The organism is Francisella uliginis (assembly GCF_001895265.1).
GTDB lineage: Bacteria > Pseudomonadota > Gammaproteobacteria > Francisellales > Francisellaceae > Francisella > Francisella uliginis.
In genome coordinates this window covers 725579-738887 of record NZ_CP016796.1, presented here as the reverse complement: position 1 = coordinate 738887, position 13309 = coordinate 725579, and the positions used below count along the sequence as shown (strand labels likewise).

Genomic DNA, 13309 nt, shown 5'->3' with positions numbered 1-13309 from the left:
ATGAGTCAGTTATCTCTTAATAAAAAGAAAATTCCAATCCTTCTTCTTGAGGGTATTCATCAAAATGCTTTAGAAGCATTTAAAGCAGCTGGTTATGAAAATATTGAGCTACTAAATACTGCTCTAGAAGGCCAAGAACTTATAGATAAGCTTCAAGACTTTAAAATCGTTGGTCTACGCTCACGCACACAGCTAACTAAAGATGTTCTTGAGCAATCACAACACCTTACTGCTATAGGATGTTTCTGCATTGGTACAAACCAAGTAGATCTTAAGACAGCTCATGATCTGGGTATACCTGTTTTTAATGCCCCGTTTTCAAACACGCGAAGTGTTGCTGAACTTGTATTAGCTGAAGCTATCTTACTTACCAGAAATGTTATTGACAAAAATGCTAAAGCACATCGTGGACAATGGCTAAAATCTGCTGATAATGCCAATGAAGTTAGAGGAAAAACTCTAGGAATTATTGGTTATGGCCACATTGGCATGCAACTTAGTGTTTTAGCTGAAAGTATTGGTTTTAACGTAATTTTTTATGATGTTGAAGAAAAACTACCACTAGGAAATGCAACACAAGTAACTAGTCTAGATCAGCTTTTAAGACAATCAGATGTAGTATCATTACATGTACCTCAGCTACCTACTACAGCAAATATGATTTCAACTAAACAATTCGATGCTATGAAAGAAAACTCTGTTTTAATAAATGCTTCACGTGGAAATGTGGTTGATATTGACGCTTTAGTTAAGGTTTTAGAAAATGGTAAATTAAAAGGTGCTGCTATCGATGTTTTCCCTAAAGAACCATCTTCAAAAGGAGAGATGTTTGATAGCCCTTTAAAAGATTTTGATAATGTTTTTTTGACTCCACACATTGGTGGTAGTACACTAGAAGCCCAAGAAAATATTGCTAATGAAGTTAGTGCAAAACTTATCAAATATTCAGATAATGGTTCCACACTAAATGCTGTAAACTTTCCTGAGATATCATTACCAATACATACTGATACTCATAGGGTATTACATATTCATGAGAATATACCTGGTATGATGAATGAATTAAACAAAATATTAGCTGCTAAAAATATAAATGTTGAAGGTCAATATTTAAGAACTTTAGAAAATATTGGTTATGTAGTTATGGATATTCGTTCAACTTCAGATGAGGCTAAAGATCTTGTTGATGAGTTTAAAAAGATCAAAGCTACTATAAAAGCTCGTTATTTAACATAAATGTCTATAGATAAAACTCTTGTTATTAATGAAATAAAAAAGCTCTCTCCTTCTCATATAATTATTGGTTATAGTGGCGGAGTGGATTCAAGTGTTTTATTAAATATTACTAAAGATCTAAATATTCCTGTAATTGCTATTTACATAAATCATAATGTTCATCCAAGCGCTCTAGAATGGCAAGCACATTGCCAAATAACATGTAAAGAATATGATTTACAATTTATTAGCCACTCATTAAGACAAGCTCCTAAAGGCGAAAGTTTTGAAGCTTGGGCAAGTAAACAAAGAATGAGTTTTTTTCAACAAACTATGAAAAATTACTCAAATCCATTACTCTTACTTGGCCACCACCAAGATGATCAAGCAGAAACATTTATTATTCAAGCTATGCGAGGTTCTGGGTTAGCTGGATTATCTGGAATGCCCTATTATAAAAAACTTAATACAGGAGCTGTTTTGCGCCCTCTTCTTAATTATAAAAAAGAAGAAATTGAAACTTTTTCTAAACAAAATAATATCAATCATATTTATGATGATAGCAATTTAGATACTAAATATAGACGTAATCTAATTCGCAATAAAGTGATTCCTATCTTACAACAAGTTAACCCTAATATTAGTAAAACATTATCTCGTAGTGCTAATATTTGTGGACAAAGTAATAATATTATAAATAAACTAATTGCCGAAAAACTTAATCAAATTTCTCAAAATAATAATATTATTATATCTAGGCTTGTTAGCTTAGATGAAGATATTCAAAAAAGTATTATTCATTTTTGGTTTAAGCAAAATACTTCACAGAGTCTTAAAAATAAACAGATTCAAGATATCTATCTTGGGACAAATAAATCATTTACTGGTTGGAAAATTAATATTAGCCAATTATATGATGTATGTATTGAATATGATCAGCTTTTAATAAAAGATGTATCAACTACTACTACATTTTCGGCAAACCATACTGAGATATTAAAATGGTTAAAAACTCAAACTAATAAAGATTATAAATTAGATAAGCTAACTATTCGAGATAGACAAGCTAATGATAAATGTAAATATCCTGGTAGAAATAAAGCCAATAAATTGAAAATATTATTTCAAGAGTTGGGAATTGCAGCATCACAACGCTCAAAAGCTAAAGTTATTTTATATGATGAAGAGATAATAGCGGTATATCCTTTTTTTATCTGTGAGTAGCTATATATAGTCTTACCTGTATCTTTTTCTTCTCCAATTACCAATAATGATTGATCCTATAATCAAAAACATTGCTAATAATTGAGTAAGATTAATAGTTTCACTTAAAAATAACCATGATAAGATTAAAGTAAAAATTGGCATTGATGCTGTCATCATTCCAGTTGTTGAAGCCTCCAAATATTGACTCCCTTTTGTCCAAAACAAATAAAATAAACCAGACACTATACCTAATAATAGGATAATCCAGCACTGAAGACTACTAAGGTTATGCAAAGAATCATAATGCGTAAAAAACATAAATGGTGCAACAAAAACTGCATTAATGATATTAACTAAAATAGCATTTGTTAATGGAGTAATCTTTAGAGGCATAGCTTTTACAAGTACGTAATACATTGCCTCTGGTACCATTGCAAGAAATACTATAAAATCGCCTAAAAGATTTAATCCGGTAATCCTAGGCTGAACTATTCCATTAACATTAATAATAATCAGCCCCAATATAGCTAAACAGACACAGATAATCTTCAAAGGAGTTAAACGTACCCCTAACAATAAAAACATTAATACTAAAACCATTGCCGGTAATGTACTTGTTATCACTCCTGCCATACTAGCAGAAGTAAACTGAACACCTGCTAACATAATTAAATTAAATAATGCGCCACCACCAAGTGCTTGACCAACTAATACTAACCACTGTTTTTTGTTTAAAGTTTTTATAGCAATCAACTCAACTTGTCTCTTCTGTTTACTTAAACAAAGAAACACAATAGCAAGAAATAACGCTCCGATAATAAATCTAGACTCAACTAAAACCAAAATAGGAGTAGTCTCAATAATATATTTAGAACCTGTAATATTTATCCCTGTAACCAGCTGTGCTAGTAGAACAAAAATAATAGCAACAAACACATTAAGCTTAGTAAAATTCTGTTGCTTTTCCATAGACTCACCTTTGCAATTTTATAACTACTTCTACCAATTTACTAACCTATCTGGCTTATAATCATCTTACTAATACAGTTAGACTAACTAGATTATTCAAACTTTCAGAGAAATTAAAGGATTTATATAGCAATGAGCTTTTAAATTTAAAATAATAAAATTTATTTAATTTTCTTGATGACAAATGCACATAAGAACCATAATAATATTGTTATAGATAAAATAACTATAATATGTATAAATAAGTTACTAAAAAGGTGTGCTTGCGTTATCAAATCCATATTGGAAGTTTTTTTAAATGCTGCTAAGTCAGCTACTTTAGCTCCTATAAACCCAGCTACACTTCCTGTAAATAACATATATAATGCTGCTAAAAATCCAGTATGTTTTTTATCTTCTATTGATGTAATCTCTGAAAGAGCAATTGGATCAATAAATAACTCTGAAACACCCAGAAACACTAACGCAATAAGAACAAGTACTACTGATGTCGTGCCATCAACACTCGCATTTTTTGCCGCTATGAAAAATAAAATAAAACATATTAATTGAAATATAAAGCCAAGAGAAAACTTTATCATTTTACCAAAATCATCATCAAGAGATTTTATTTTCTTCCATACCCAAGCAACTATTAAACCGCCAAATAAGATTGATATTGAATTCATAGAAGTAAATGTACTTGCAGGTATATCAATACCTAAAAAGTATGTATCTACATTTCTATGTATAAAAATCTCCACAGATGTATAAAGCTGTTCATCAAACACCCAAAAAACCACACCAAATATAAAAAAAGGTACTAAAATTAAAAGTGATTTTCTCGTCTTACTATCTGCTTTAAAAACTATAGTAATAAAGTATATAGATGTAATACATACTATCGCTGCTAAGAAGTAACCATCGATTAAGTAGGTCAATGCTATATAACTTAATATTACAATTAATAATATACTTGCTAATACTAGAAATATCTTTGATAAATTAGACAGTGCGTTTTCTGGTATTGGACTTGATATATTTTTTTCTCCGATAAGGAATATAATTAATCCGAATATCATTCCAATTCCAGCAACACCAAAACCATAGTGCCAGCCATAATAATGCGCAACTATACCACAAATAACAGGAGCAAAAATACCGCCTAAATTACCACCTAAATATAATAATGTAAATGCAGAATCTTTTTTAACATCATGTGCAGCATATTGCTGACCTAACAAGCAAGAGACATTACTCTTAAAAAAACCATAGCCACTAACTATAAAAGCCATACCAATATATAAGCTACCATCTCCTCCTAAGCCTAGAATAATGTGTCCTATAGCCATTAAGCTTGCGCCACATATAACAGATCGCTTATAACCAAGAACTTTATCAGCAATAACTCCTCCAGCTATTGGTGATAAATAAACAAGAGTAATATATGCACCAGATATAGCATAAGATACGCTATCACCTAGTTTAAGGCTCTCAACCAAATATAAAATCAAAAGAGCCCTCATACCATAAAAGCTAAAATACTCCCACATATATATTGCGATGATATACCATAATGCTTTAGGATGCTTTTGCTTTGAAAGCTCTGTCATTTACAACCCATAATAGTTACTTTCTGCTTATTAAATATAATATAGTAATATCAAAATATAACTAGTACTTAATAGTATAAATCATGTTACTATTGAGATAATGATTACAACTTTAAAGAGATATTTAATGAAAAATCCAGCTAAAAAGTTATTTGTTTGTACACTAACATTACTTATGTTATTTTCACAGTCTCTGGCTTGTACAGCCATAACATTAGTAAATAAAAAAGGAGATGTAGTTTCAGGAAGAACTATGGAGTGGGCTCTCAATTGGAATTGGCAGCTTTTATATATGCCAAAAAATACTCAGCATGATCTTACAGCTCCTAGTAATTTAGATCTACCAAAACATCAATATAAATCCAAATACTCTGTCTTAGCAACAGGACTATCCAAAGATGGGCAGACTCTTGTAATAGACGGTCAAAATAGCCAAGGCTTAAGCCTTAGTGCTAACTATCTACCTGGTTTTACAAAATACCAAACTGTAAACAAAAATGATACAAAGTATGCTTCAGTAATTGAGTCTACAACATTTATATTAAGTCAATTTGCTAATGTAAGTGAAGCAAAACAAGCACTCAAAAAATATAAGGTCTGGTCTGATAAGAGCATAATGATCGATGGTATATCTCCAGAGATTCATTTTTTAATTACTGATAAAAACGGTGCTGGCTTAGTAGTAGAATACATAGATGGAAAAGTTAAGTTCTACAACGTTAACTCAAATGTCAAAGTAATGACTAATGCTCCTACTTATGACTGGCAATTGCTTAACCTAAAAAACTATTTATCACTTGATAATAAAACTCCAACTAATCTTAAAATTAGCGATGTTGTAAATACTGATAAGCATAAGAAAACTCTTCAAGATTTAAGTGGCTTCTTAGGCGGTGGGCTATTAGGAATTCCAGGTGATTATTCTCCGCCATCAAGATTTGTTAGAACCGCGGCTATTGGATATTATTCAAATAATAAGGCTCCTGAAAATGATGCTGACTTAGTTTCAAAAGTTACACATATTTTACATAATGTCGATATTGCTAAAGGTGTCGTTGCTGAGCATCTACAAGGTAAAAAAATGTTTGATCACACAGCTTATGTTGTGATTAAAGACTTAAATAACAATAAGCTTTATATTTCTACATACTACCATCCTAATGATCCGGTAGTAGTTGATCTAAATACTTTAGATAAAGATAACTCTAAAGGATTTGATATTGTTTTAGAAAAACTACCATTCCCAAATAATGATATTACAAATAAATTGGTAAATACAAATTAAAAGTTAGTCAAAGTAATATATCAAGCTACTTTTTTTTATTCAGTAGCTTATCATAAACTTCTTGAATACCTTGAGCCTCATTTTGAATTTTATATTTAGAATTCATTAGTTCATAACCATTCTGAGATATTTGCTCTCTCAAATCATCATCACGTATAAGTGCCTCAAGTTTTTCTTTAATTTGCTGGCTTGATTGAGGGTCTACTAAAAATCCATCCTTGCCATCTGTAATTATCTCAGGCCAAGCTCCTGCTTTTGTAGCAATAACTGCGCACTTAGATGCCATCGCCTCTAAAGCAGGTAATCCAAAACCTTCTTTATGACTAGCACAAACAACAACATCTAAAGCTCTATACCAATCAGGAATTTCATTAGAATCACTTATAAAACCTGTGAAAGTTATTCTATCTTCTAAACTAGCTTCTTTTACTTTTTTCTCTAAACTTTCTTTAAACTCTTGATCGCTAGGTGTTGCCTCACCAATAACTACAGCACTCCAGTTTGAATATTTTTTTAAAACTTGCGTTACCGCATCAATAAACTCTTTTGAGCCTTTTGATTTTCTAATTCGACCAAAAATCCCTATACTATATTCGCCTACTAGATTTTTTTCCTTTCTAATTTGATTTTTATCTTTTGCTGGATAAAAAACTTCAGTATTAACACCATGAGGAACAATATATGGAGTTTTCTCAAGATATGATGCTGATATCTTAGATGGACAAATAACAGCACTCATTCTATTTATATAAAATCTTGTAAGCTTCTTATGATGACGCTGTGCTACAGAAGTAAAAACTAAAATTATTTTATAACGAAAAATATACTTAAGTATTATACCAACTAGCATATCAATATTTCTACGTGCATGCCAAATGCGCCATTTATCACGCCAACATCCAAATAGAAAATCTCTAAATCTAATAGTCTTGATATCTTTAGCTTCAATATTAAAGCCCATCGCAGCAATATCAACTAACTTATTCTGCTCTGGCATCACAGCTAACATACTGGCATTAATACCAGAAAAACGACGTCCTAATGATAGTGCTATAACGTCAATATTCTTAATATTTTTAGTTTTCACAGTTTTAATTATAATAAAAGATTTTATACCTATGATACTAAAACAAACGAATAATATTTACAAGTTCTCATTTATTTTCAGAGCTATTGTAGAATATAGCTAAAAGCTAACAATCTTAATTTACTATATTTCTCTTATTACTCTATACTTACTGGGTATTGTTATATGTAATAAATAAATGCTGGGTTGATATATTTATATTATTTTTTTGATTTTTCATAGCCAATAACTCTAGATATTATTCTACTTGCCAATAGAGGTCTTAAAATACAAGACTTCAAAGCAAATAACCTCGCTTTTTTAACATCTTTAATAAGATACAAATAATCTACAATAAAAAACTCTTTTTTGCGTAAATAATATTTAGATTTAGGTAAGTTGTTATTCTTTATATAACACCTGGCATTAAACCAACATATTGGATAGCTTTTGGCCAACTCACGACCTGCATATAATTCTTTGCGATAGCCCTTATATGAACTTTTAGCAAACTCTTGATCATTTCGATCAATAATAGATTTATCACGATATTCTAATAACTCAAAACTCAAGTTACTAACATTATGTATACCTGATCTAATTTCAGAAGTTGCAGGTTTATTACAACAAATATTAATAGCTTTACCTAGCAAACCAGGGCCTGTAAGACATAGTGGATCATTCCCATAATATCCTTTTTGAGAATTACTTACTATCATTTCAATGACTTGTTTAAAAAATGGATGCTTAGGTTTAGCACAGAGAAAGGCTTGATATATATAGCCATTAAATTCGTAATATTTATCATGTTTATCTTTAATTGATAAAAATTCCGTATCCTGAGTAATAATATTATTAAGGGGTTGTAAAGGTACTATTTTTATATCTGTATATACACCTCCGTATACATAAAGAGCACAATATCTAAACAAATCAGCTTTATATGCTTTAGGAAGTAAATTGTTATATGCATCAATTACTTCTTGATCAAAGTTAGATTCTATAAATTCTATACATTCCTTATCATCATATAACCTAAGCTCCCATTCTGGATTTTTTTCTATCCATAACTGGATATTATCATACATGTCATTACTTAGTTGATGCGAGTCCCATGTCATAAAGATTTTTTTAGGTATATGACCATCATTGCTAAAGCTAGATTTTGGCAAATAAGATTGGAAGTGTTTCATTTATTACATCCTTTCTATCAATAATAATTTATTATTAGATAATGATTATTTATTTTTATTAAAAATTTTCTTTAATATCTTTACTATCTTAACAAAGTATACATAACGCAAAGTATATGTAAATTTGTTCTTTAAAAAGTACTTTTTCTTTGATTTAGGTTTATGTGATTTAATATAAGCTCTATTAATAAACCAACATGCATTATAGCGTCTTGCTAATTCAAAACCACTATGTAACTCTTTGCGATAGTCACTATATCTATCCAAAATAAGTTGTTTGTCATTCTTATCAACAATAGCACTATCACCATGTTTCAACAACTCAAAATTAAAATCATTAATACAATGTATACCTAATCCAATCTTAGAAGTTTTAGATCTATTACAACAAATATTTATAGCTCTACCCAATAAACCTGGGCCTGTAGGACATAAAGGATCATTACCATAATAACCAGTTTGAGAATTTTCAACTATCATTTTAATAGCTTGCTTAAAAAACTGATGTTTAGGTTTAGCACAGAGAAAAGCTTGAAATATATAGCCATCAAATTCAAATCTATCAAACAGCCTATCTTTAGCTGATAAGAAATCAATACCTTTTGTAATAATTTCAGAAAGTGGCTCTAAAGGTACCATTTTAACATCTGTGTATACCCCTCCATATATGTAGAGTAAACAATATCTAAATAAATCTGCCTTATATGCAGTAGGGAATAGATTATTATATGTGTCAAGGACATCTTGATCAAAATTAGATTCTATAAACTCTATACATTCCTGATCATCATATAAATGAAGTTCCCAATCTGGATTTTTTTCTATCCATAGTTGAATATTATTATACATAGTGTCGCTTAACTCATGCGAGCTCCATGTCATGAAGATTTTCTTAGGTATATTACCCTCTTCTATTACAGAGTTGTTTTTTGGTAAGTAAGATTTAAAATATTTCATACACTATAATTCCTTATAAAATTATTTCCTCTGATTATGAAGAATCTTGGCTATATATATAGATAAAATACTGAAGATTGTAGCCGTAAATGATTGATATGACATTCCTCTATCAAACAAGCATAACACAAGAAACCCTAGTAGTAGTACTCTCATACAACTGCTATCATACTGATCAAGCTTTTTTGACCCATAAAATAGAAATATGAAAAACAATATTTCCAGTGCGCCAGCTAATATACCTGCTTTAAAAGTGTAATATAAGAAATCATCATGAGGATGATCATATGGCATATACGAAAGATTTGAAAAAACTCTATTACTTTTTTGAATATTTGGATTTTTTTGGACAACCTGTTCTACACATTTTTCAAAATCAATAGTATGCTCAGCTATAGGACAACCTAGCAAGAAAACTTTCAAATCAGATTTTAAAACTATTACCGAAGTTGTATAAAATAGCAATCTAATTCCTGTAGATGTATTTTCTAATTCATTACGCTGGCTAGTAGAATAGTTATTAGAGAAAAAATCATTTAAATTAGTAACCATAGGTGTAACTTTATCATGTAGTATATTTGAATCTTTGTATATAGTTGTAAATGCTGTTAGTAATACACCTAAACTAATCAATAATATTAATAAAACTTTTTTTATACTTAATTGATTATATTTAACAACCTTTTTTATCAAAAGTATAAAATAATAGATAAATGCAACTGCTCCTATTATGTACCCCATTTTGCTAGTATTAATAAATAAAGCTGTAAAGACTAAAATAAACACAAAAACAAAAAGTACTATCTTTAAAAGAAGCTTATCTTTATTCAAACTAAAAGCTTTCACAGCTAAAAAGAAAGCACAAAAAGGTAGTAAGATAGCAAATATGAACTGCTGACTTGTAATTTCATCCATATTTTGCACAACGTAATTTTGCCCATTTAAGAGATATACAAAAAATAATAAAAATCTAAATGTAGCGATAGATACTACTATAAAGGCTAATATATATAGCAAATAATTGGCATACTTAATATTCTTAGATAACATATGACTAGATGCATATAGAAATATTAGTAGTATCATTGGATTAGCAAAATATATTAAATCTTTAAAATATGAACTAGTTTTATTTACAACCATCAAATAAATTAGATTGAAGCAAATAAGGATTCCCATTCCTAACAATGGCCAAAAAAAATTATTTTTCTTAAAGTCTATTAAGGAAAAATCTTTGTTTAATAAATATGTAGCTATTACACCAACCCATCCAATAGATATAAATGCTTGCAAGTGTCCAGCGACTCCTACAAACATAAAAATAATAAATATGAAATTTAATTTTATAAGAACATCAGATGATACTTTCATGTATTAAAAACCAGTATATAATATTTAAAACATTATACATAAAACTTATACTTTTTTCGTTTTAATCTACTTTTAGCTAACATATAATTCTTTCAAAAACTTAAAAATCTCTTTAAAAGACTTTCTCGGCTTGTTTTTTTCTACTTCTTTATGATGATTTCTAATCAATTGCCTTAATTTTTGAATATCTAATTCAGGAAACTCCTGTATTAGTTTTTCAATGGTTTGATTTGTTTTATCAGGATATAAAAGATTATCTCTAATATTCTCTAATCTTTGAAACTGTAAATTTGCTTGTTTATCTTTATTTACAAGAATATCATAAGCCTTGTGGATCTCATCAATATTATCTGCTTTTCGTAAAAGCTTACCTATAAATTGAATTTGTCTTTTTAAAGCTATCTTTTGTAGATTTTTTGCTGAGATAATATTAGCTTTTAAAGTATCAGATATTGGTAGCTTATCTAATTGTTGATTATTTAATTCTGTAAGAGATCTACCAAAGTCTGTTAATTCCAATACATCTTTTTTTATTGTCGTTTTACTTTTCACAGCTTTATAGTGAGAATTCTCTTCTTCTCTTTCTAAGCGCTCTATTTCATCAAGGTCAATAACTTTGCTCATAGCTTTTATTTAAATTATTTCTATATACATATAATATAAGTTATAATTTTAAACGTTTAATTTATTTTATCCACCTAAAAAATATCAGGAGATCACCAAATATGTTTAGCTTTGAAAAAAATAGCTTAAAAAATACAGATAAAGAAGTTTTTGAGGCTATAGAACTTGAGGTTAAAAGACAACATGAGCATGTTGAACTTATCGCATCAGAAAACTATGCAAGCCCAGCTGTTATGGAGGCTCAAGGGTCTCAACTTACAAATAAATATGCCGAAGGCTATCATGGTAAAAGATACTATGGTGGTTGTGAGTTTGTTGATATTGCTGAAAAACTAGCTATACAAAGAGCTCAGAAGCTTTTTGGTGTTGATTATGCAAACGTACAACCACATTCTGGTTCTCAAGCAAATGCAGCTGTATATAATGCTGTTTTAAAACCAGGTGATACTGTACTTGGTATGGATTTAGGTGCAGGCGGACACTTAACTCATGGTAGTAAAGTTAATTTTTCAGGAAAAATCTACCATTCTATTCAATATGGTTTAGATGAGAATGGTGATATAGACTACAAACAGGTAGCTGAACTAGCTAAAGAGCATAAACCAAAAATGATTATCGCAGGGTTCTCTGCATTTTCAGGAATTATTGACTGGGAAAAATTCAGAGAAATCGCTAACTCTATTGATGCTGTTTTAATGGCAGATATTGCTCATGTTGCTGGTTTAGTGGCTACAGGATTATATCCTAATCCATTCCCACATGTAGATGTTGCTACAACTACTACACACAAAACATTAAGAGGTCCTAGGGGAGGCTTAATACTTTGCAACAATAATCCTGATTTAGCAAAAAAATTCCAATCTGCTATTTTCCCAGGCATCCAAGGTGGACCATTAATGCATGTGATTGCAGCAAAGGCAGTAGCATTTAAGGAAGCTTTAGAGCCTAGTTTTGTTGAGTATCAAAAGCAAGTATTGAAAAATGCTAAAGCTATTGAAAAGGTATTAAAAGAACGTGATATTAACATCATCTCAGGTGGTACAAATAATCATCTACTACTTCTTGATATTACAAATACAGGATTTTCTGGTAAAGAAGCTGAAGCAGCTCTAGGTAGAGCAAACATAACCGTTAATAAAAACTCTATACCAAATGATCCTCGCTCTCCTTTTGTGACTAGTGGCTTAAGAATCGGAAGTCCAGCTATTACAACTAGAGGATTTAAAGAGAAAGAATGTGAGCTTATCGCTAATCTACTTGCTGATGTAGTTTTTAACTGTGGTGATGAAAAAGTAGAAAAAGATACTGCTAGGAAAGTTTTAGATCTATGTGATAGTTTCCCTGTATATAAATAGAAATATTAAGAAATATCTATTAAATTTGATACTTAATTAACACTAGGTATTTGAGTATAAAAGGAAAAATAATATGAAAAAATTAATTATTGTACTATCTCTATCTATATTTGCACTATCGGCATATGCTGATAGTGGGGAGAATGCTTTACTTGCATTAAAAGGCAAAAATGCTTTTGAATATGAAAAGCTTTATAGAAAAAATTTAGTTGTTCATAACTGCGCAAAAGATGGTAATATTGCAACAAAGCAAGGTGTAAAAGAACCTAAAAGATGTCAAGAGCATTACAAAGATATGATAAGTAGTATTAATAAAGATTTTGGTATTCCTGGAGTAACTGTCAAAGACATAAACTCTAATAAAGTTAATAAACATATTAATCAAGAGGCTGATAAGTACATGAACCAACATCTAAATGAGTTTATGAACAAAAAAGATACAAGCAGTTAGCATTTATAGAGTTTTATTAATATAA

General features: G+C 29.8%; 12 protein-coding genes. 5 read left to right on the top strand and 7 right to left on the bottom strand.

Annotated elements, in window-relative coordinates:
* Both serA and tilS read left to right on the top strand, forming a co-directional pair.
* Positions 1-1236, top strand: a complete 1236-nt coding sequence (gene serA, locus F7310_RS03635; RefSeq protein WP_072711844.1) for a phosphoglycerate dehydrogenase — start codon at positions 1-3, stop codon at positions 1234-1236.
* Entirely contained in the window at positions 1237-2439 is a 1203-nt protein-coding gene (gene tilS / locus F7310_RS03630; protein ID WP_072711843.1) for a tRNA lysidine(34) synthetase TilS, read from the top strand.
* Positions 2440-2451: 12 nt separating this feature from the next.
* On the opposite strand, the gene F7310_RS03625 is transcribed toward tilS, so the two are convergent.
* On the bottom strand, positions 2452-3390 hold the full coding sequence (locus tag F7310_RS03625; RefSeq protein ID WP_072711842.1) for a DMT family transporter: 939 nt from the start codon (positions 3388-3390) through the stop codon (positions 2452-2454).
* 161 nt (positions 3391-3551) lie between these two features.
* The gene (locus F7310_RS03620) at positions 3552-4982 is read right to left on the bottom strand and encodes a peptide MFS transporter (RefSeq protein ID WP_072711841.1); all 1431 of its coding nucleotides are present in this window, start codon (positions 4980-4982) and stop codon (positions 3552-3554) included.
* Positions 4983-5109: 127 nt separating this feature from the next.
* Between F7310_RS03620 and F7310_RS03615 the strand changes: the two genes are divergently transcribed.
* Entirely contained in the window at positions 5110-6267 is a 1158-nt protein-coding gene (locus F7310_RS03615; RefSeq protein WP_072711840.1) for a linear amide C-N hydrolase, read from the top strand.
* A 25-nt stretch (positions 6268-6292) separates the two neighbouring features.
* Here the strand turns inward: F7310_RS03615 and F7310_RS03610 are convergent, their stop codons facing one another.
* The 5 genes from F7310_RS03610 to yjgA all read right to left on the bottom strand — a co-directional run bounded on the left by F7310_RS03610 (position 6293) and on the right by yjgA (position 11478).
* The gene (locus tag F7310_RS03610; RefSeq protein ID WP_072711838.1) at positions 6293-7354 is read right to left on the bottom strand and encodes a glycosyltransferase family 4 protein; all 1062 of its coding nucleotides are present in this window, start codon (positions 7352-7354) and stop codon (positions 6293-6295) included.
* Between the two features lie 200 nt (positions 7355-7554).
* Positions 7555-8526 carry a glycosyltransferase family 32 protein gene (locus F7310_RS03605; RefSeq protein WP_072711837.1) on the bottom strand — a complete coding sequence of 324 codons (972 nt, stop codon included), beginning with the start codon at positions 8524-8526 and terminating at the stop codon, positions 7555-7557.
* Positions 8527-8571: 45 nt separating this feature from the next.
* Positions 8572-9483, bottom strand: a complete 912-nt coding sequence (locus F7310_RS03600; protein WP_072711835.1) for a glycosyltransferase family 32 protein — start codon at positions 9481-9483, stop codon at positions 8572-8574.
* Positions 9484-9504: 21 nt separating this feature from the next.
* Positions 9505-10854: an O-antigen ligase family protein gene (locus F7310_RS03595; protein ID WP_072711834.1), complete on the bottom strand. Its 1350-nt coding sequence runs from the start codon at positions 10852-10854 to the stop codon at positions 9505-9507.
* 72 nt (positions 10855-10926) lie between these two features.
* Positions 10927-11478 carry a ribosome biogenesis factor YjgA gene (yjgA, locus tag F7310_RS03590; protein ID WP_072711832.1) on the bottom strand — a complete coding sequence of 184 codons (552 nt, stop codon included), beginning with the start codon at positions 11476-11478 and terminating at the stop codon, positions 10927-10929.
* Positions 11479-11579: 101 nt separating this feature from the next.
* Here yjgA and glyA point away from each other — a divergent pair, with 101 nt between their 5' ends.
* Both glyA and F7310_RS03580 read left to right on the top strand, forming a co-directional pair.
* Positions 11580-12833 (top strand): serine hydroxymethyltransferase, encoded by a 1254-nt coding sequence (gene glyA, locus F7310_RS03585; RefSeq protein WP_072711830.1) that lies wholly within the window; start codon positions 11580-11582, stop codon positions 12831-12833.
* Between the two features lie 73 nt (positions 12834-12906).
* On the top strand, positions 12907-13284 hold the full coding sequence (locus F7310_RS03580) for a hypothetical protein (protein ID WP_072711828.1): 378 nt from the start codon (positions 12907-12909) through the stop codon (positions 13282-13284).
* Positions 13285-13309: the final 25 nt, after the last annotated feature.

Excerpts from the sequence above, each read along its gene's own strand:
- serA (WP_072711844.1), top strand. The coding sequence starts at position 1 with ATGAGTCAGTTATCTCTTAATAAAAAGAAAATTCCAATCCTTCTTCTT.
- tilS (WP_072711843.1), top strand. The coding sequence starts at position 1,237 with ATGTCTATAGATAAAACTCTTGTTATTAATGAAATAAAAAAGCTCTCT.
- F7310_RS03625 (WP_072711842.1), bottom strand. The coding sequence starts at position 3,390 with ATGGAAAAGCAACAGAATTTTACTAAGCTTAATGTGTTTGTTGCTATT.
- F7310_RS03620 (WP_072711841.1), bottom strand. The coding sequence starts at position 4,982 with ATGACAGAGCTTTCAAAGCAAAAGCATCCTAAAGCATTATGGTATATC.
- F7310_RS03615 (WP_072711840.1), top strand. The coding sequence starts at position 5,110 with ATGAAAAATCCAGCTAAAAAGTTATTTGTTTGTACACTAACATTACTT.
- F7310_RS03605 (WP_072711837.1), bottom strand. The coding sequence starts at position 8,526 with ATGAAACACTTCCAATCTTATTTGCCAAAATCTAGCTTTAGCAATGAT.
- F7310_RS03600 (WP_072711835.1), bottom strand. The coding sequence starts at position 9,483 with ATGAAATATTTTAAATCTTACTTACCAAAAAACAACTCTGTAATAGAA.
- F7310_RS03595 (WP_072711834.1), bottom strand. The coding sequence starts at position 10,854 with ATGAAAGTATCATCTGATGTTCTTATAAAATTAAATTTCATATTTATT.
- yjgA (WP_072711832.1), bottom strand. The coding sequence starts at position 11,478 with ATGAGCAAAGTTATTGACCTTGATGAAATAGAGCGCTTAGAAAGAGAA.
- glyA (WP_072711830.1), top strand. The coding sequence starts at position 11,580 with ATGTTTAGCTTTGAAAAAAATAGCTTAAAAAATACAGATAAAGAAGTT.
- F7310_RS03580 (WP_072711828.1), top strand. The coding sequence starts at position 12,907 with ATGAAAAAATTAATTATTGTACTATCTCTATCTATATTTGCACTATCG.